The organism is Bradyrhizobium sp. 142, assembly GCF_023074015.1.
GTDB lineage: Bacteria > Pseudomonadota > Alphaproteobacteria > Rhizobiales > Xanthobacteraceae > Bradyrhizobium.
This window is the reverse complement of sequence record NZ_JADPKQ010000341.1, coordinates 23,221-39,968: the sequence shown is the minus strand read 5'-3', so window position 1 is coordinate 39,968 and position 16,748 is coordinate 23,221. Positions and strand designations below refer to the sequence as shown.

Annotated in this window: 16 protein-coding genes; 1 reads left to right on the top strand and 15 read right to left on the bottom strand. The window is 64.7% G+C overall.

The window, feature by feature from the left end:
* Window positions 1-2 precede the first annotated feature (2 nt).
* On the bottom strand, window positions 3-668 hold the full coding sequence (locus IVA82_RS32145; protein WP_247390982.1) for an HAD family hydrolase: 666 nt from the start codon (window positions 666-668) through the stop codon (window positions 3-5).
* Window positions 669-862: 194 nt separating this feature from the next.
* Here IVA82_RS32145 and IVA82_RS32140 point away from each other — a divergent pair, with 194 nt between their 5' ends.
* On the top strand, window positions 863-1,270 hold the full coding sequence (locus IVA82_RS32140) for a hypothetical protein (protein ID WP_247390983.1): 408 nt from the start codon (window positions 863-865) through the stop codon (window positions 1,268-1,270).
* 71 nt (window positions 1,271-1,341) lie between these two features.
* On the opposite strand, the gene mmsB is transcribed toward IVA82_RS32140, so the two are convergent.
* From mmsB to IVA82_RS32070, 14 genes are all read right to left on the bottom strand, one after another.
* Window positions 1,342-2,532, bottom strand: coding sequence for a multiple monosaccharide ABC transporter permease (gene mmsB, locus IVA82_RS32135; protein ID WP_247390984.1), 1,191 nt, complete (start codon window positions 2,530-2,532; stop codon window positions 1,342-1,344).
* Window positions 2,529-4,106 carry a multiple monosaccharide ABC transporter ATP-binding protein gene (gene mmsA / locus IVA82_RS32130; RefSeq protein WP_247390985.1) on the bottom strand — a complete coding sequence of 526 codons (1,578 nt, stop codon included), beginning with the start codon at window positions 4,104-4,106 and terminating at the stop codon, window positions 2,529-2,531. Before mmsA ends, mmsB begins: the two co-directional genes overlap by 4 nt.
* Window positions 4,107-4,296: 190 nt before the next feature.
* Complete coding sequence (gene chvE, locus IVA82_RS32125; RefSeq protein WP_247390986.1) at window positions 4,297-5,370, bottom strand: multiple monosaccharide ABC transporter substrate-binding protein; 1,074 nt, start codon at window positions 5,368-5,370, stop codon at window positions 4,297-4,299.
* A 78-nt stretch (window positions 5,371-5,448) separates the two neighbouring features.
* Window positions 5,449-6,333, bottom strand: a complete 885-nt coding sequence (locus IVA82_RS32120; RefSeq protein WP_247390987.1) for an SMP-30/gluconolactonase/LRE family protein — start codon at window positions 6,331-6,333, stop codon at window positions 5,449-5,451.
* Entirely contained in the window at window positions 6,330-7,406 is a 1,077-nt protein-coding gene (locus IVA82_RS32115) for an aldose epimerase family protein (RefSeq protein WP_247390989.1), read from the bottom strand. Before IVA82_RS32115 ends, IVA82_RS32120 begins: the two co-directional genes overlap by 4 nt.
* Window positions 7,407-7,408: 2 nt before the next feature.
* Window positions 7,409-8,335 carry a Gfo/Idh/MocA family oxidoreductase gene (locus IVA82_RS32110; RefSeq protein ID WP_247390992.1) on the bottom strand — a complete coding sequence of 309 codons (927 nt, stop codon included), beginning with the start codon at window positions 8,333-8,335 and terminating at the stop codon, window positions 7,409-7,411.
* Between the two features lie 2 nt (window positions 8,336-8,337).
* Entirely contained in the window at window positions 8,338-9,105 is a 768-nt protein-coding gene (locus tag IVA82_RS32105) for a FadR/GntR family transcriptional regulator (protein ID WP_247390993.1), read from the bottom strand.
* Window positions 9,102-10,082: a galactofuranose ABC transporter, permease protein YjfF gene (gene yjfF / locus IVA82_RS32100; RefSeq protein WP_247390994.1), complete on the bottom strand. Its 981-nt coding sequence runs from the start codon at window positions 10,080-10,082 to the stop codon at window positions 9,102-9,104. Before yjfF ends, IVA82_RS32105 begins: the two co-directional genes overlap by 4 nt.
* Window positions 10,079-11,071 carry an ABC transporter permease gene (locus IVA82_RS32095; protein WP_148738123.1) on the bottom strand — a complete coding sequence of 331 codons (993 nt, stop codon included), beginning with the start codon at window positions 11,069-11,071 and terminating at the stop codon, window positions 10,079-10,081. Before IVA82_RS32095 ends, yjfF begins: the two co-directional genes overlap by 4 nt.
* Window positions 11,068-12,606 carry a sugar ABC transporter ATP-binding protein gene (locus tag IVA82_RS32090; RefSeq protein WP_247390996.1) on the bottom strand — a complete coding sequence of 513 codons (1,539 nt, stop codon included), beginning with the start codon at window positions 12,604-12,606 and terminating at the stop codon, window positions 11,068-11,070. The genes IVA82_RS32095 and IVA82_RS32090 overlap by 4 nt, the downstream gene beginning before the upstream one ends.
* Before the next feature lie 118 nt (window positions 12,607-12,724).
* Window positions 12,725-13,690: a galactofuranose ABC transporter, galactofuranose-binding protein YtfQ gene (ytfQ, locus tag IVA82_RS32085; protein WP_247390998.1), complete on the bottom strand. Its 966-nt coding sequence runs from the start codon at window positions 13,688-13,690 to the stop codon at window positions 12,725-12,727.
* A 526-nt stretch (window positions 13,691-14,216) separates the two neighbouring features.
* A complete protein-coding gene (locus tag IVA82_RS32080) occupies window positions 14,217-15,389 on the bottom strand; it encodes a fumarylacetoacetate hydrolase family protein (protein ID WP_247391000.1) in 1,173 nt (390 codons plus the stop codon).
* A 112-nt stretch (window positions 15,390-15,501) separates the two neighbouring features.
* The gene (locus IVA82_RS32075; protein WP_247391001.1) at window positions 15,502-16,479 is read right to left on the bottom strand and encodes a HEAT repeat domain-containing protein; all 978 of its coding nucleotides are present in this window, start codon (window positions 16,477-16,479) and stop codon (window positions 15,502-15,504) included.
* A gap of 2 nt (window positions 16,480-16,481) precedes the next feature.
* Window positions 16,482-16,715: a ferredoxin family protein gene (locus IVA82_RS32070; protein ID WP_247391003.1), complete on the bottom strand. Its 234-nt coding sequence runs from the start codon at window positions 16,713-16,715 to the stop codon at window positions 16,482-16,484.
* Window positions 16,716-16,748 lie beyond the last annotated feature (33 nt).

Genomic DNA, 16,748 nt, shown 5'->3' with positions numbered 1-16,748 from the left:
CGTTACGCGTCCTTCCAGAAATCGCTCATGCGCGCGAAGATCCGATCGGCCCCGGCGCCGGACAATATAGCGTGGCCGTCGCGTCCGCGATAATGGCTGCCGCCGACAAATCCCCAGACCGTCATGCCGGCCGCCTTGGCCGCCTGCACGCCGCTGACGCTGTCTTCGATCACGACGGTGCGAGACGGATCGGCCTGCATCTGTTCGGCGGCGTGGAGAAAGAGGTCGGGCGCCGGCTTGCCGTGCCTGACCATCTGCGCGCTGTAGAGCCGGTCGCCAAAATGCGGCGCGAGCCCGGTCACATCAAGCGAGAGCGAGATGCGGTCGAGGTCGCTCGACGACGCCACGCAAAACGGCCCCTTCAGACCCGACAGCACGGCAGCCACGCCGGGTATCGCCTCGAGCGAAGCGGCAAACGTCTCCAGCACGCGCGACTTCAATCGCGGCAGGAATATCTCCGGCACATCCTGCCCGAGATCACGATAGTGCTGCTCGATCGCCTTCGTGCTGCGTCCGAGAAACAGCTCGAGCGCCTGGTCCGGACTGAGCGCGATCCCAAGCTCGGCCAGCACGTCCGAGAGGCACTGACAGCTCAACACCTCGCTGTCGACGAGCACGCCGTCGCAATCGAAGATGATGAGGTCAGATGTGGCCCGGCTATCGTTCATCCGGTCATTCGATCATATACCCATCTGCTGGGCAATAGCTCACCCGGCAGCGGCGCGCCGCGGCTTTTACTCCGGTCAGTGCGCCACCTGTCAGCGAAGCGGATCGCTGAGGACCGGCGACGCTGCGCAGACTTAACGCAATCTTAAACTTGTGCCGCTGATCTGCTCTCTCGGCAACGAGGCTTGAGATTGTCATGCTCAAGGACGGCACATACAGGGCGTGGTTCAAGACGCCGACCGGTCAAGGCACCGGCATCGCCCATGTCGCGGATGGGATGATCTGGGGCTGTGACGGGGTCATGACGTACAGCGGGTCCGTCGACGTCAGCGGCGAACGATTTACCGCGACCCTCCTGACCAAAAGGAATACGGAACGGCTGCCCACGGTTTTCGGAACCGACGACGAACTCAAGCTTACGCTGGAAGGAACCTGCTCCGGCAAGATCGCTCGATACACCGCCACGGCCGAACAGTTCCCCGGCGTGCTGCTCGAGGGCACGCTCATTTACAGTGAGGACCAGCCGCCCGCGCCAGCGGCGCAACGGCCGGAGCCGAAATTCGACCCGGCCAAGCTCCCGAAGTTGCCAAAGCGCTCCCGCTGACGAGACAACGCCCCGGCCACGGGCGATCCATAGCAATTTGAGATCAAGCCGCCGGGTGAATTGGCCGCTCCCTATCTGCGCTGGTTATACACGTCGATGCAGACGGCGCCGAGCAACACCAGGCCCTTGATCACCTGCTGATAGTCGATTCCGATGCCGAGGATGGACATGCCGTTGTTCATCACGCCCATGATCATGGCGCCGACCACGGCGCCGCCGACGCGCCCGACGCCGCCATAGGCCGAGGCGCCGCCAATGAAGCAGGCGGCGATGACGTCGAGCTCGAAGCCGAGACCGGCCTTCGGGGTCGCGGTGTTGAGGCGCGCGGCGAAGACGAGGCCGGCGAGAGCTGCGAGCGCTCCCATGTTGACGAAGGTGAGGAAGGTCAGCCGCTCGGTCTTGATGCCGGACAGGCTTGCCGCCTTGGCGTTGCCGCCGACGGCGTAGATCTGCCGCCCGATCACGGTGCGGCGGGTGACGAAGCCATAGAGCGCGATCAATGCGCTCATGATCACCAGCACGTTGGGCAGGCCGCGATAGGTCGCGATCAGGTAGGTGGCGTAGAGCACCGCGCAAGCCAGCACGATGCTCTTGCCGAGGAAGAACGCGTAGGGCTCGACCTCGATGCCATGCAACTGCTCGCGCGCACGGCCCCGGGCGCTGGCATAGACCAGCCCCAGCGCCAGCACGGCGCCGATCAGCATCGAGGTCGGATGCAGCGTACCGGCCTCCGGCAAAAGCTCGGGAATGAAGCCCGACGACAATTTCTGGAAGGTCGGCGGGAACGGTCCGAGCGACTGGCCCTGCAACACCGCGAGCGCAAGCCCCTTGAACACCAGCATGCCGGCCAGGGTCACGATGAAGGACGGGATCTTGAAATAGGCCACCCAGTAGCCCTGCGCCGCGCCGATTGCCGCGCCGAGCACGAGGCAGGCGATGAAGGCGAACGTGTAGTCGACCTTGTACGTCACCATCAGCACGGCAGCCACCGCGCCGACGAAGCCCGCGACCGAGCCGACCGAAAGGTCGATATGGCCGGTGACGATCACGAGCAGCATGCCGAGCGCCATGATAACGATATAGCTGTTCTGGAGCACCAGATTGGTCAGGTTGAGCGGCTGCAGCAGCGTACCGCCGGTCATGACCTGGAAGAACAGCATGATCGCGATCAGCGACATCAGCATGCCGTAATTGCGCAGGTTGTTCTTGATGAAGCTGCCGTGCCGGCGCTCCTCGGGCAGCGAAACCGTCTTGTCGGTCATGGCTGCGATCCTCCCATCTCTGCGGCAACAGGCGTGCCGCTCCCAAAGTTTCTATCATTGCGCATGATGGCGCGCATGATCTTTTCCTGCGTCGCGTCGGTGCCCGCGAACTCCCCGACGAAGGCACCGTCGTTCATGACGCAGATGCGGTCACAGATGCCGAGCAGCTCGGGCATCTCCGAGGAGATCACCACGACGCCGCGGCCCGCCTCGGCGAGCTCGTTGATGATACAGTAAATCTCGTACTTCGCACCCACGTCGATGCCACGTGTCGGCTCGTCGAGGATCAGGACCTTCGGGTCGGTCATTAGCCATTTCGACAGCACCACCTTCTGCTGGTTGCCGCCCGAGAGCTGGCCGGTCTCCTGGTAGACGTCGGAGCAACGGATGCGCATGCGGTTGCGATAGTCGCTGGCGACCTTGAGCTCGGCGATGTCGTCGATCACCCGGCGCGGGGCGACTTGGTCGAGGCTCGCCAGCGTGATGTTCTTGCGGACGTCGTCGGCGAGGATCAGCCCGAGCTGCTTGCGGTCCTCGGTGACGTAAGCGAGACCGGCATCGATCGCGGCGGCGACGCTCGGCAGCACGATCTCGTGGCCTTCGAGCCGGATCGAGCCGCTGACATTGGTGCCCCAAGAGCGGCCGAACAGGCTCATGGCGAATTCGGTGCGGCCAGCGCCCATCAGTCCCGCAATGCCCACGACCTCGCCGCGCTTCACGCCGAAATTGACGTTCTTGATCACCTGCCGGTCGGGATGGATCGGATGATAGACCGACCAGTTCTCCACGCCGAGGACGGGCTCGCCGATCTTCGCGCGGCGCTCCGGAAAGCGGTGGGCGAGATCGCGATTGACCATGCTGCGGATGATGCGGTCCTCCTCGACCGGTTCGCTGCGGCAATCGATCCCGTCGACGGTACGGCCGTCGCGCAGCACGGTGATGTGGTCGGCGACGCGGGCGACCTCGTTGAGCTTGTGCGAGATCAGGATCGAGCCGATGCCCTGCTCGCGGAACGTCATCAGGCGTTCGAGCAGCGCCGCACTGTCGGCTTCGTTCAGGCTCGCGGTCGGCTCGTCGAGGATCAGCATCCGCACCCGCTTGGACAGCGCTTTCGCAATCTCGACCAACTGCTGCTTGCCGACGCCGAGATCGGTGATCAGCGTATCCGGCGATTCCTTCAGGCCGACCTGCGCGAGCAGCTCGCGCGTGCGCCGGTACACTTCATCCCGGTCGATCACGCCGAGCTTCGAGGGCGGATGCGACAGGAAGATGTTTTCGGCGATCGACATCAGCGGAATCAGCGCCAGCTCCTGGTGGATGATGATGATACCGAGCGCCTCGGAATCGTTGATGTCGCGAAAGCGGCGCTCCTCGTCCTCGAAGACGATGGTGCCCTCGTAGCTGCCCGCCGGATAGACCCCGCTCAACACTTTCATCAGCGTGGACTTGCCCGCGCCGTTCTCGCCGACGAGCGCATGGATCTGCCCGGCGTGAACCGAGAAGTTGACGTCGCGCAGCGCCTGCACGCCTGAAAAGCTCTTGCTGACGTTGCGCATCTCCAGCATTGCAGTCATCGCTTCATGTCCCTAGACGTTTCCACAGCGTCATGGCCGGGCTTGTCCCGGCCATCCACGTGCAGCCGCTTGCGAGGTAGGACGTGGATGCCCGGGACAAGCTCGGGCATGACGAGTTGGTTGACATACGCTTCATCCCACCAGAGAGATCCTCTCCCCGCAAGAGCGGGGAGAGGGAGACGAGAGAGTCTTACTGGAACTGCGCCTTCTTGTAGTAGCCGCTGTCGACCAGGATCTTCTCCCAATTGTCCTTGTAGACCACGACCGGCTTGAGCAGGTAGGACGGCACGGTCTTGGCGCCGTTCTCATAGGTCTTGGTGTCGTTGACGGCGACCTGCTTGCCGGCGAGCGCGGCATCGACCATGTCGGCCGTGACCTTGGCGAGGTCGCGGGTGTCCTTGAAGATGGTCGAATACTGATCGCCGCGCAGCATCGCCTTGATCGAGGGCACCTCGGCGTCCTGGCCGCTGATGATCGGCATCGGTTGGTTGGCGCTGCCGTAGCCGACGCCCTTCAGCGAGGAGATGATACCGATCGAGAGGCCGTCATACGGCGACAGCACGGCGTTGACCTTGTTGTTGCCGTAGTAGGCGCTGAGCAGGTTGTCCATGCGGGCCTGCGCGGTGGCGCCGTCCCAGCGTAGCGTCGCGACCTTGTCCATGCCCATCTGGCCGGAGACGACGACGAGCTTGCCGCTGTCGATATACGGCTTCAGCACGCTCATCGCGCCGTTGTAGAAGAAGTAGGCGTTGTTGTCGTCGGGCGAGCCGCCGAACAGTTCGATGTTGAAAGGCCCCTTGCCTTCCTTCAGGCCGAGGCCCTGCTCGATCGACTGTGCCTGGAGCACGCCGACCTGGAAGTTATCGAAGGTCGCATAATAGTCGACGTTCGGCGTGCCGCGGATCAGGCGGTCATAGGCGATCACGATGATGCCCTTGGCCTTGGCCTGCTTCAGCACGTCGGAGAGCGTGGTTCCGTCGATCGCGGCAATCACCAGCGCCTTGGCGCCCTTGGTCACCATGTTCTCGACCTGCGAGAGCTGGTTCGGGATGTCGTCCTCGGCATATTGCAGGTCGGTGTTGTAGCCGCGCTCCTTCAGCGTCTTGACCATGTTGTTGCCATCGTCGATCCAGCGCGCCGAGGATTTGGTCGGCATGGCGATGCCGACGGTTGCCTTGTCCTGGGCGGAGGCGGAGGCGCCTGCGGCCATCGTCGCAGCGCCGGCCAGTGCCAGCGCGAGGAATGTCGTCTTCAGTTTTCGCATATTTCACTCCCTTATGTGTCTATGTGTCAGACTGCTCTTCGTTTCGTCGAGAACGCGGTGTGTACTGGCTCTGGTCTCCTATGCAAGCTTGACATCGGGCTCCGCGCGACCGCGCGCGGAGACATCGAGCAGAAAGGTGCAGCCTGCCTGCGGATCGGCGGCGCGCGCCGCATCGTCCATGTTCTGCCAGGCGGAGGTCACCAGAAGGCGCGACAGATCGGGCCCAATGAAGGCGGGACAGCTCGCCTGGCGCGCCGGCACGCGCAGCGAACGCAGGCGCTCGCCTTGCGGACTATAGACATCGATGCGGCCCGCGCCCCAGCAGGCGTTCCAGATTTGCCCGTCGGCATCGATCACCGAGCCGTCGAGGCCGCCGATCCCGGTGTGGCGCAACAGCACCTCCGGCTCGCCGCGCGGCAGACCGGTCGCGGGATTGAGCGGGACGGCGTAGAGCACCGCGTGCGCGGTGTCGGCGAAGTAGCCGGTGGCGCCATCGGGTGAGAAGCAGATCGAGTTAGGAATGCTGATGCGAGGGAACAGCATCGAGATGTTGCCGTGATGGAGCGCATAGATCGCGCCCGCGCCCGGCTCGGCGTGACGTCCCATGGTGCCGATCCAGAACGTGCCCGACTGATGCACGCGGCAATCGTTGGAGCGGGTGGCAGCGTTGTCGGCCTCGAGCGGACAGAACAGCGTCATCGCGCCATCGGCGAGCTGACGGATGTAGAGACCGTCCTCGGCCACGATCAGCTGGCGCGCGGCATCGATGCGCCCGAGCGCGCTCGCCATCCGGCCGAGCGCGTGGACGCGGATGCGGCCGCTGGAAAGGTGCGCCTCGAACAGCCGTCCCTCAAGGATGTCGAACCACCAGGCAGTGTCGGTGGTGACGTCATAGGTCGGCCCTTCGCCGAGATGGCAATGCTCGGCGGAGAGGACGGAGGTCGGCACCTCTTCTTCCGTCATGGCGCCCTCGCTGCAAACCGATATACCGTGTGATGACGATAGACCTCGCCGGGCGCGAGGCGCGGACTCGGAAAGTCCGGCCGGTTCGGCGCATCCGGCCAGATGTGCGGCTCCAGGCACATGGCGTCCGACTGCCGGATGAGCTTGCCGCCCTTGCCCGAAATCGTGCCGTCGAGATAGTTGCCGGAATAGACCTGAAGGCCGGGCTGATCCGTCAACAGCTCCATAATCCTACCCGAGCGCGGCGCCTCCAGCCGCGCCGCGAGAGCAAGCTTGCCGTTGTGCGTCAGGCAGTAGGTGTGGTCATAGCCCCTGCCGTTACGCAATTGCTGATCGCTCTGGCGGATGCGCTCGCCCACCGGCATTGCGTCGCGGAAGTCAAACGGCGTTCCGGCCACTGCACGCGGCGGCTCCGGCAGCGGGATGGCGGTCGGGTCGATGGCAAGAAAATGCTCGGCCACAACGGTCAGCCGGTGATCGAGGATGGATGTGCCTGACGTGGCGCTCTCGAGGTTGAAGAAGCTATGGTTGGTCAGGTTGACGATGGTCGGGCGATCGGTTCGCGCCTCCATGCTCAGCGACAGCTCGGTCGGGCCGGTGACACGGTAGGTCAGGCGCACATCGAGCCGGCCGGGATAATTCTCTTCGCCATGCGGGCTCGTATAGGTGAGCGTCACCGCAGGCTCATTGCCGTCGTCAATCCCGGCAATCTCCCAGAGTTTTCGGTCGAACCCGTCGAGACCGCCGTGCAGTGCATTGGGGCCGTTGTTGACGGGAAGCTGCACCGTCTCACCGTCGAGCGAAAATTGCCCTTTGGCAATACGATTGGCATAGCGGCCGACGGCGGCGCCGAAAAATTTTCGCTCGGCGAGATAGCCGGCAAACGCATCGTGTCCGAGCACGACATCGTCGTAACCGCCTTTTACATCCGGCACGACCAGGGCCTGAAGAACGGCGCCGTATGTGATGACGCGGGCCTCGAATCCGCCCTCCCCGCGCAGCAAGATGCGCTCCACCACGCGGCCGTCCGGCAGCGTTCCGAATATCTCCTTTTCTATTTTTGAACCAGCCATGTCTAATCCACAAACGGTTCGACGATGGTGCGCTTGCCGAGCAGGAAGGCATCGGCGACGAGGCGAAGCGGCGTCAGGTCAACATCGCTTGCGCCGGTCGCGGTGAGTCCGACGAAGCGGCCATAGAGCTCGCGATATTCCTGATCGGGCGCCTCGGCAAGCACCTTGTCGTCCACGGCCATGCGCCGCCCGCCACCCGACAATGTCATCAGGCCCCGCTCGGTCTCCGCGACGATATCCCAGCTCTGCGGGCCGGTCTGGCGGAAATCGAACTCGGCCGTGACAGGCAGTCCGCCGATGTCGGCCATTGTCAGGTTCGCGGCGATCGGCGCTTGGCAATTGGCGGGAAAGGCAAGCTCGGCCGCCGTGACGAACACGGGGCGCGGCAGGATGCGGGTCAGGATCGAGAGCGCGTTGATACCGGGATCGAACACGCCGAGCCCGCCCGGCTCCCAGATCCAGCCCTGCCCGGGATGCCAGACGCGAACATCCTCCTTCCAGCTGATGTGCACGGATGTGATCCGGCATGTGGCGAGCCATTCGCGCGCAGGCTCGACTGCGGGCGCGTAACGCGAATGCCAAGTCGCAAACAGCGTGCGCTTTGCCGCCGCCGCCATCGCGATCAACGGATCGAGCTCGGCAACGCCTGTGCCCGGAGGTTTCTCCAGCATCACGTGCTTGCCGGCGGCAAGCGCGGCAACGGCCTGGGCGCGCCGCACCTGGGGCGGGGTGCACAGCGAGACTGCGTCGATTGCGGGCCCCTTCTCAAGGAGTTCCTCGATCGTGGCAAAATGCGGCAGCCCCGGCTGCGAGGCGTTGCGGCTCGCAACGGCCGCGAGGGTGGCCCCCGGAGTTGCGGCAATCGCACCGACGTGCTGATCGCGCGCGATCTTGCCGAAGCCGACAATGGCGATGCGAAGTTCGGTCACGCTCACTCTCCAGTATCCGCGGATGGTGCTTCGGCCGGTGCAGTCTCGATCACCGTGCCTTCGTGGCGGCTCATGCCGTTGTGAATGACATAGACCATAGCCTCGGACGCCGTGTTGACATCACCTGCCGCGATAGCATCGACGATCTTCTGATGCCAGAGCAGAACCGTGTCGCGGTCCTCCGGTTCGACCGGGGCGCTGAGCAGGAACGAGGCACGCAGCGCAGCCTCGATGACATGGCCGATCGAGCGCATGAATAGATTTCCGGACGCGCGCGCAACCGCGACGTGGAGCGCGAGGTCGGCGTCGGCAAAGCGAACGGAATCGGAGGCCTCGAGCCGCATTCGATCCATGCAGCGACGCAGCTCGGCAAGATCCTCTTCCGATCGCCGCCCCGCCGCCAGTACTGCCGCGCGCGGTTCGACCGCGAGACGAATCTCGGCAAGGTCGTTGAGAAAGCGCTTGTCGATGCCGGCGTCCAGATGCCAGGCCAGCACATCGGCGTCGAACATGTTCCAGGCGCCGCGCTCGCGCACGACGGTGCCAACCCGCGCCTTGGTGGTGAGCAGCCCCTTGGCCACCAGCGTCTTCACGCTCTCCCGCAACACCGGCCGCGACACGCCGAACATCGCGGTCAGCTCGGCGTCGCCCGGCAGCCGTGTCCCTTCGGCGTAACGGCCGGCGATGATGTCGACGCCGATCGAGCGGGCCACTTCCGCGTGATTGGAGTGAGCCCGCTGAGTCGGGATGACGACGATGCGCGAGGTCATGACGCTGCTCCTGCACTCTTCGCAACGGGCCGGCGCGCGAGCGCGACCAGCGCCTGCTGCAAGGCGATGAAGGCAAACAGCAGCACGCCGGTCGCGATCTTGGTCCACCAGCTCGACAGCGTGCCGTCGAAATTGATGTAGGTCTGGATCAAGCCCTGGATCAGCACGCCGAGGAAGGTGCCGATCACCGAGCCCTGCCCGCCTGTCAGCAGCGTGCCGCCGATCACGACCGCGGCGATGGTGTCGAGCTCGACGCCGACGGCGGAGAGCGAATAGCCCGCGCTGGTGTAGAACGAGAAAACGATGCCGGCGATGCCTGCGAGCAGGCTCGACAGCATGTAGATTCGCACCGTCATCCGTCCAACCGCAACGCCCATCAGGTTCGCGGCCACGCGGTTGCCGCCAAGCGCGTAGACGTTGGCGCCGAACCGCGTGAGAGTCAGCAGCAGCGCACCTCCGATCACGATCGCGAGCATGATGATCGCAATCGCCGTCAATCGGCCGCCGCCGGGCAATCGCAACGCGAAGTCCGACACCGTCGAATAGATTGGCGCGGTGATCGGCACCGATTCCGTCGAGAGCAGGAAGCTGGCGCCGCGGGCCAGAAACATGCCGGCCAGGGTCACGATGAAGGGCGGCAGGTCGAAGACGTGGATGACGGCGCCCATCGCCGCGCCGAAGCCCGCCGAGAGCACAAGGATAGCGGCGAAGGCGACCAGCGGCGGCACGCCCCAGCGTTCGATCGCGAGCGCGACGAACACGGTCGTGAAGCCAATCACCGAGCCGACCGAGAGGTCGATGCCGCCGGAGATGATCACGAAAGTCATTCCGGTCGCGACAATGCCGAGAAAGGCATTGTCGGTGAGGAGATTGCCGACCACGCGGGTGGAAGCGATGTTGGGGAACTGCACCGCGCAAAGCGCGAATCCCAGGACGAGCACGATGGCCGTGATGAGGACGGGCGGCAGGCCTTTCATGCCTTCGCCCTCCGCAACCGGGCCACAACCCCGGAGAAGCCCGACAGCTTCGGCGATTGCAGCAGCAGCACGGCTAGCACCACCACCGCCTTGACCAGCAGGTTGAATTCCGGCGGATAACCGGACAGCAGAATGCCGGTGTTCATGGTCTGGATGATCAGCGCGCCGAGCACGGCCAGCACGAGGCTGAAGCGTCCGCCGAACAGCGAGGTGCCGCCGATCACCACCGCGAGGATGGCGTCGAGCTCGAGCCAGAGGCCGGCATTGTTGGCATCCGCGCCCATGATGTCGGCCGCCGCGATCACGCCGGCGAGCGCGGCACAGACGCCGCACCAGACGTAGACCGCCAAAATCATCGCGCGCGTGCCGACGCCGGCAAGTTCGCTCGCCCGCGCATTGCCGCCGGTCGCCTCGATCAGGAGCCCGAGTGCCGAGCCGCGCACCACCGCGCCGGTGAGGATCAGCATCCCCAGCGCAATCGCGACCGGCACCGGCACGCCGAGGATGGAGCCATTGCCGAGCCAGACCAGGTCGGGCGAGCTGAAGGTCACGATACGCCCTTCGGTTATGAGCTGGGCGATGCCGCGCCCCGCCACCATCAAGATCAGCGTCGCGACGATCGGCTGCATGCCGAGCACACTGACGAGAAAGCCGTTCCACAATCCGCAGACGAGCCCAGCGCCGAGCGCAGCCGCCAGCACGACCGGCAGCCCATGACTGTCGGCAAGGCTCGCCGCGATTGCACCCGAGATTGCCATCACTGCGCCGACCGAAAGATCGATGCCGCGCGTGGCGATCACCAGCACCATGCCGAGCGAGAGCAGCGCCACCGGCGTGCCGCGATTGAGCACGTCGATCAGGCTGCCGAACAAGCGGCCGTCCTGGAGCCGCAGATCGAAGAATTGGGGCGACACCACGCGGTCGACCGCAAGGATGACGATCAGCGCAAGAATCTGGGCAAGGCCGCGGCGCGGCAGCAGCGCTGTCATGCCCGCCCCTCATGCGCAACAACAGCGCTATCGGCGGCGATGGCCGCGAGAATGTTGCTGATGTCGATCGCCTCGCCCGTGAGCTCGTCGACATGCGCGCGATCGCGCAGCACCACCACGCGGTCGGAATAGGTCACGATCTCATCTAACTCGGAGGAGATCACGAGCAGGGCCAGCCCGTCGTCACAGAGCTCGCGGATCAGGCGGATGATCTCGGCATGTGCGCCGACGTCGATGCCGCGGGTCGGCTCGTCCAGCACGAGAAGACGCGGCGAGGTCGCGAGCCAGCGTGCCAGCAGCACCTTCTGCTGGTTGCCGCCGGACAACAGCCCGACGGGTCGCTCCGGATCGGGCGGGCGGATATCGAGCATCTTGACGTAACGGCTTGCGATCTCGTCCTGCTCCCGGCGTGACAGCGGCCTGTGCAGGCCGCGCTTGGCCTGGAGCGCGAGCACGATGTTTTCGCGCACGGTGAGCTCGGCGACGATGCCGTCGGTCTTGCGCTCCTCCGGACAATAGCCAAAGCCGTGGCGCACGCCGTCGCGCGGCGACAGGAGCCGTACGGGCTCGCCTTCAACCTTCGCCTGCCCGCGATCGGCGCGCTCGGCGCCGAACACCAGCCGCGCCGTCTCGGTCCGGCCCGAGCCGAGCAGGCCGGCGAGACCCACGACCTCGCCATGCCGCAGTTCGAGATTGAACGGCGCGACATAGCCGGCCTTGCCATAGCCTTCGAAGCTCGCACAGACTTCGCGCGCCTGATGCTCGCCCGTAGCCGCGCGCGCGCTGGTGGTTTCGGCTAGCTCGCGGCCGAGCATCATCCGGATCAGCTCGAGCCGCGGCAGCGAGGCGGTCTCGCGCTCGCCGACCAGGCGGCCATTTCGCAAGACGGTGATGCGATCGGATATCTCGTAGACCTGGTCGAGAAAATGGCTGACGAAAACGATGCCGATGCCGCGGCCGGCGAGCTGGCGCATGATATCGAAGAGGATCTCGACCTCGTGGCGGTCGAGGCTCGCGGTCGGCTCGTCGAGGATCAGCACGCGCGCCGATAAATCGACGGCGCGCGCGATTGCGGTGACATGCTGCACTGCGACCGAATAGCTGCCGAGCGGCGCTGAGACATCGATATCGAGGCCGAACCCGCCGAGTAGTGCTTTCGCACGGCGGCGCATCTCGCTTTCGCGCACGATGCCGAGGCGCATCGGCTGGCGGTCCAGGAACAGGTTTTGCGCCACCGAGAGGTTCGGCAGCAGATTGACCTCCTGGTAGACGGTGGCGATGCCGGCCTGAAGCGCCGCCTTGGCCGAGCGCGGCGCGACCTCTTCGCCGCTGATGCGGATGACGCCTGCGTCGCGCGGGAACACGCCGGTGATCGCCTTGATCAGCGTGGACTTGCCGGCGCCGTTCTCGCCGAGCAGTGCATGGATCTCGCCGGCACGCAGCGTGAGGTCGACTTCCTGCAACGCACGCACCGCACCAAAGCTCTTGCTGATCCCGCGCACCTCCAGCAGCGAAGGAGCAGGGCTGTTCTCCATGACAAATTCACTCCCACCGGCACCCGCTTGTGACGCGGACACCCAGCCTATTCGTTCGCACAGCGGTTTCGAAGAGGGACGCCGGACCACAGGGGAGCGATCCGGCGCGGCACCCGCCTCAGTAACCGAGGCCCTTCTTGCTGTCGTAGATCTTCTGCGGATCGTCGGCCGCAGTATAGAGCTTGGATTCGGTCTGGATCCACTTCGGCGGAACCGTGCCCTTGTCCTTGAAGGCCGCGATGGCATCGAGCGCCGGGCCCGCCATGTTCGGGGTCAGTTCCACGGTGGCGTTGGCTTCGCCGGCGGCCATGGCCTTGAAGATATCCGGGACCGCATCGATCGAGACGGTGAGGATCTCCTTGCCCGGCTTGAGGCCGGCTTCCTTCATAGCCTGGATCGCACCGACCATCATGTCGTCATTGTGGGCATAGACCGCGCAGATCGACTTGCCGCCGCCTTCGGCCTTGATGAAGCTCTCCATCACCTCCTTGCCCTTGGCGCGGGTGAAGTCGCCGGTCTGGCTGCGCACCACCTTCAGGTTCGAATGCTTGGCGATGGCGGTATCAAAACCCTTCTTGCGGTTGGCGGCGACGCTCGCGCCGACCGTGCCCTGCAATTCGACGATGTTGCAGGCCTTAGCCCCGACGGTCTTAGCCAGCCAGTCGCCGGCAACCTCGCCTTCATGCACGCTGTCGGAGGTCACGGCGGTAAGATAGAGCTCCTTGCCGGAGGGATCGATGTCGCGGTCAAGCAGCACCACCGGAATCTTGGCCTCCTTGGCTTCCTTCAGCACCGAATCCCAACCGGTCGAGACCACGGGCGCGAGGAAGATCGCGTCGACGTTCTGCGCGATGAAGGAGCGGATCGCTTTGATCTGGTTCTCCTGCTTCTGCTGGGCATCGGCGATCTTGAGATTGACTTGGCGCTTGGCGGCCTCCTGCTTGGAGACGGAAGTCTCGGCCGCGCGCCAGCCGGATTCCGATCCGATCTGCGAGAAGCCAATGGTGAGCTGGCCGGCGCTGGCCGGCAGCGCGAACAGCAACGCGGCCGTGGCACCGGCCGAACAAAGGGCTTTGAGGTTCATCAGGCGTGTCTCCCAAGTGTTATCCCGGGCGCCGATTGGTAATATGGCACCCGGATGCCGCCCTTGAGGACGGCGCGAGAGGACTATTTCATGGAAGATCGGTTCCGACTAGTCATATTATCTGACTATTGGTGGGAAAATGAGCCGCTGAGGCGGGTGGGTGGTCCTGACACGCCCAAAGCGATTTTGTTCCGGGGGTGCAACGGGAAGATGAAGGAAATGATGCGGCTTGGCCAGGCTTGATGGAAAGCCCATCGGGGTAGCAGCCACAGCGCCGCCGGTGCGCCCCCAATGGGGACGGCGACAGTTAGCTTGGCAAGCTCTCCTCCCCGTCATTGCGAGCGCAGCGAAGCAATCCAGAATCTGTCCGCGGAGGGACTCTGGATTGCTTCGCTGCGCTCGCAATGACGATGTGGATAAAGCTCTCCGTGTATCGAGCCAATCCACTCGCGGCGAGTCCTCTTCACCCGGTTCGCATCTTTCGATGCGATCCGGTCTTTCCCCGCACGCGCGGAGAGGCGAAGAGCTAGATCAACTTCCGCTGCGCCAAATTCTTCATCAGCGCGCCGATACCGAAGGTCCAGGGCTCGCACTCGTCGCTGCTACGCATGCGGTTGACGAGCTTGCCGAGCTGGGGCGCAGCGATCGTGACGATGTCGTCGCGCTTGTGGGTGAACCCCTGCCCCGGCGCATCGCGATCCTTGACGGGTGCGAACATGGTCCCGAGGAAGAGCACGAAGCCATCAGGATATTGATGCACGGGCCCGATGGTCTGCGCGACCAGATCGGTGGGATCGCGGCTGATCTTGCTGATCGAGGAATGGCCGTCGAGGACAAAACCATCCGCCCCCTTCACGTTGAGGCTGATGTCCAGCTTGCGGGCGTCGTCGAGCGAGAAGGTGTCGTCGAACAGGCGCAGCAGCGGGCCGATCGCGCAGGAGGCGTTGTTGTCCTTGGCCTTCGACAGCAGCAGCGCCGAACGTCCTTCGAAGTCGCGCAGATTGACGTCGTTGCCGAGCGCACCGCCGACGATCTTGCCGCGGCTCGACACGAACAGCACCAGTTCCGGCTCCGGGTTGTTCCAGGTCGATTTCGGATGCAGCCCCGCATCCATGCCGGTGCCGACCGAAGACAGGGTCGGCGCCTTGGTGAAGACCTCGGCATCGGGACCGATGCCGACCTCGAGATACTGGCTCCAGGCGTTCTGGTCGATCAGCACCTGCTTCAAGTGCATCGCCTGGTCCGAGCCCGGCTTGAGCTTGGAGAGATCGTCGCCGATCAGCCGCGTCACCTCTTTTCGGATCGCCTCGGCCGAGGCCGGATTGCCCTTGGCCCGCTCTTCGATCACGCGCTCCAGCATCGAGATGGCGAAAGTGACGCCGGCCGCCTTCAGCGTCTGGAGATCGACGGGCGCGAGCAGCCACGGCTTCTTCAGGTCGCGCTGATCGGGCGGCGTGTTGGCCACGATCGCGTCGAGATCGCCGATCCGCTCGCCCCTGGTCGCGGCAAGCGCCTTGGCCGGATTATTCTCTTCACAGAGTGCGCTGATGGTCGGGAATTTTGTGGTGACGTCGAACACGCCGTCGGCCCGCACGGCGACCACAGACGGACCGTTTGCGTGCGGCAGCCAGACGCGGCCGGCCAGCGTTCCCTGCGTTCCGTCCTCTGGGAGAAGGTCCTTAACAGTCAGTGTCGTCATGGCCGCGTCCTCGCTCTTTTTCGGATCGGCCGCATACGCAGCAGCCGGTCACATTGGCGAAGACCAATAAACGTCTGGCTCCGGAAGTCCAGAGCGGCAGCTTGTCTCGCGGCTATGCCCCTGCCCGCGCCTTCCGGGCCGCGATCTGCTGAAGCGCCCAGCGTGCGTTCTTACGCACATCGGGATCGGGATCGTCAGCGATCACGGCAAGGAACGCCTCGCCGTCGGGATGCGCGATCTCGCCGAGCGCGGCAGCCGCCTCTTTCCGCAAATTGGCCTGGTCGTGGTTGACGCAATTGCCGATCGGCCGCACTGCGCGCTCGATCTTCATGCGCCCGAGGCTGCGGATCACCTTCAGCCGCACCTGCCAGAACTCGTCGGCAAGCGAGCCGACGAGCTGGTCGGCCGCGAGCGAACCGTTGACGTTGAGGCCCAGCGTCTCCGCCGCCATCTCGCGGACCATCCAGTCGGTGTCCTTTAATGCGCGCGTGATCGTTTCCGCCGCAGTCTTCAGCTGCGAGAACGCCAGCGCGCTGACGGCGGCGCGGCGCACATGCGCGTCGGGATCGTTGATCAGCGCGGTCAACGCCGGAATCGATTCTTCCAGCTTGAGGAAGCCGATCACGCCGATTGCCTGCACGCGCACGGCGGCATCGGAATCCTGCAGCGCCTCCAGCGCCGGCTTCAGCGTTTCCTTGCAGCGCAGCTCCTTCAGCGCGCGCAGCGCGCCCATGCGAACAAAGGCGTGGGCGTGCTTGACCAGCGGCAGGATGATGTCGGCGCAGGCCGGATCCTTGAATTCCGCCATGCTGTCGGACGCGGCGGACGCCACGATCCTCTCGGGGTCGACCAGCAGTTTCACCAGCGCGCTTGCCGCCTCCGGCCCGTCGAACTCGCCGAGCGCCATTGCCACCTGCTGGCGCACGCCGGCATCGGGATCGACCACCATGTTGGCGAGATGGCCGACAGCTGCGGGATCGCCGGAATGCCCGAGCGCGATGATGGCGACGCGGCGCTCCCCCGGATCGGCAGCCTGGAGCCGCTCGTCGGCATCTTCGAGGTCGTCGTAGGATTCGAACGGGCTCGACATGACTACCTCAGGAGATAAGGAATATTGACGGTGACGGCACCGGTCGGGCAATCGGCCTCGCAGGGCATGCAGTACCAGCATTCGTCATAGGCCATGTAGGCCTTGCCGGTCATGTCGCTGATGCGCAGCACATCGAGCGGACAGACGTCGACGCAGACGGTACAGCCCTTGTCGGCGATGCATTTGGCGTCGTCGATGACCACCGGAACCGATGTCTGATAGGAAGCGAGAGGCATCGTATTTCTCCTGTTGCTTGCGCTTGGCGGTGG

Excerpts from the sequence above, each read along its gene's own strand:
- IVA82_RS32070 (WP_247391003.1), bottom strand. The coding sequence starts at position 16,715 with ATGCCTCTCGCTTCCTATCAGACATCGGTTCCGGTGGTCATCGACGAC.
- IVA82_RS32140 (WP_247390983.1), top strand. The coding sequence starts at position 863 with ATGCTCAAGGACGGCACATACAGGGCGTGGTTCAAGACGCCGACCGGT.
- IVA82_RS32090 (WP_247390996.1), bottom strand. The coding sequence starts at position 12,606 with ATGGAGAACAGCCCTGCTCCTTCGCTGCTGGAGGTGCGCGGGATCAGC.
- IVA82_RS32080 (WP_247391000.1), bottom strand. The coding sequence starts at position 15,389 with ATGACGACACTGACTGTTAAGGACCTTCTCCCAGAGGACGGAACGCAG.
- IVA82_RS32095 (WP_148738123.1), bottom strand. The coding sequence starts at position 11,071 with ATGACAGCGCTGCTGCCGCGCCGCGGCCTTGCCCAGATTCTTGCGCTG.
- IVA82_RS32075 (WP_247391001.1), bottom strand. The coding sequence starts at position 16,479 with ATGTCGAGCCCGTTCGAATCCTACGACGACCTCGAAGATGCCGACGAG.
- IVA82_RS32145 (WP_247390982.1), bottom strand. The coding sequence starts at position 668 with ATGAACGATAGCCGGGCCACATCTGACCTCATCATCTTCGATTGCGAC.
- yjfF (WP_247390994.1), bottom strand. The coding sequence starts at position 10,082 with ATGAAAGGCCTGCCGCCCGTCCTCATCACGGCCATCGTGCTCGTCCTG.
- mmsA (WP_247390985.1), bottom strand. The coding sequence starts at position 4,106 with ATGACTGCAATGCTGGAGATGCGCAACGTCAGCAAGAGCTTTTCAGGC.
- mmsB (WP_247390984.1), bottom strand. The coding sequence starts at position 2,532 with ATGACCGACAAGACGGTTTCGCTGCCCGAGGAGCGCCGGCACGGCAGC.
- IVA82_RS32120 (WP_247390987.1), bottom strand. The coding sequence starts at position 6,333 with ATGACGGAAGAAGAGGTGCCGACCTCCGTCCTCTCCGCCGAGCATTGC.
- IVA82_RS32105 (WP_247390993.1), bottom strand. The coding sequence starts at position 9,105 with ATGACCTCGCGCATCGTCGTCATCCCGACTCAGCGGGCTCACTCCAAT.
- IVA82_RS32115 (WP_247390989.1), bottom strand. The coding sequence starts at position 7,406 with ATGGCTGGTTCAAAAATAGAAAAGGAGATATTCGGAACGCTGCCGGAC.
- ytfQ (WP_247390998.1), bottom strand. The coding sequence starts at position 13,690 with ATGAACCTCAAAGCCCTTTGTTCGGCCGGTGCCACGGCCGCGTTGCTG.
- chvE (WP_247390986.1), bottom strand. The coding sequence starts at position 5,370 with ATGCGAAAACTGAAGACGACATTCCTCGCGCTGGCACTGGCCGGCGCT.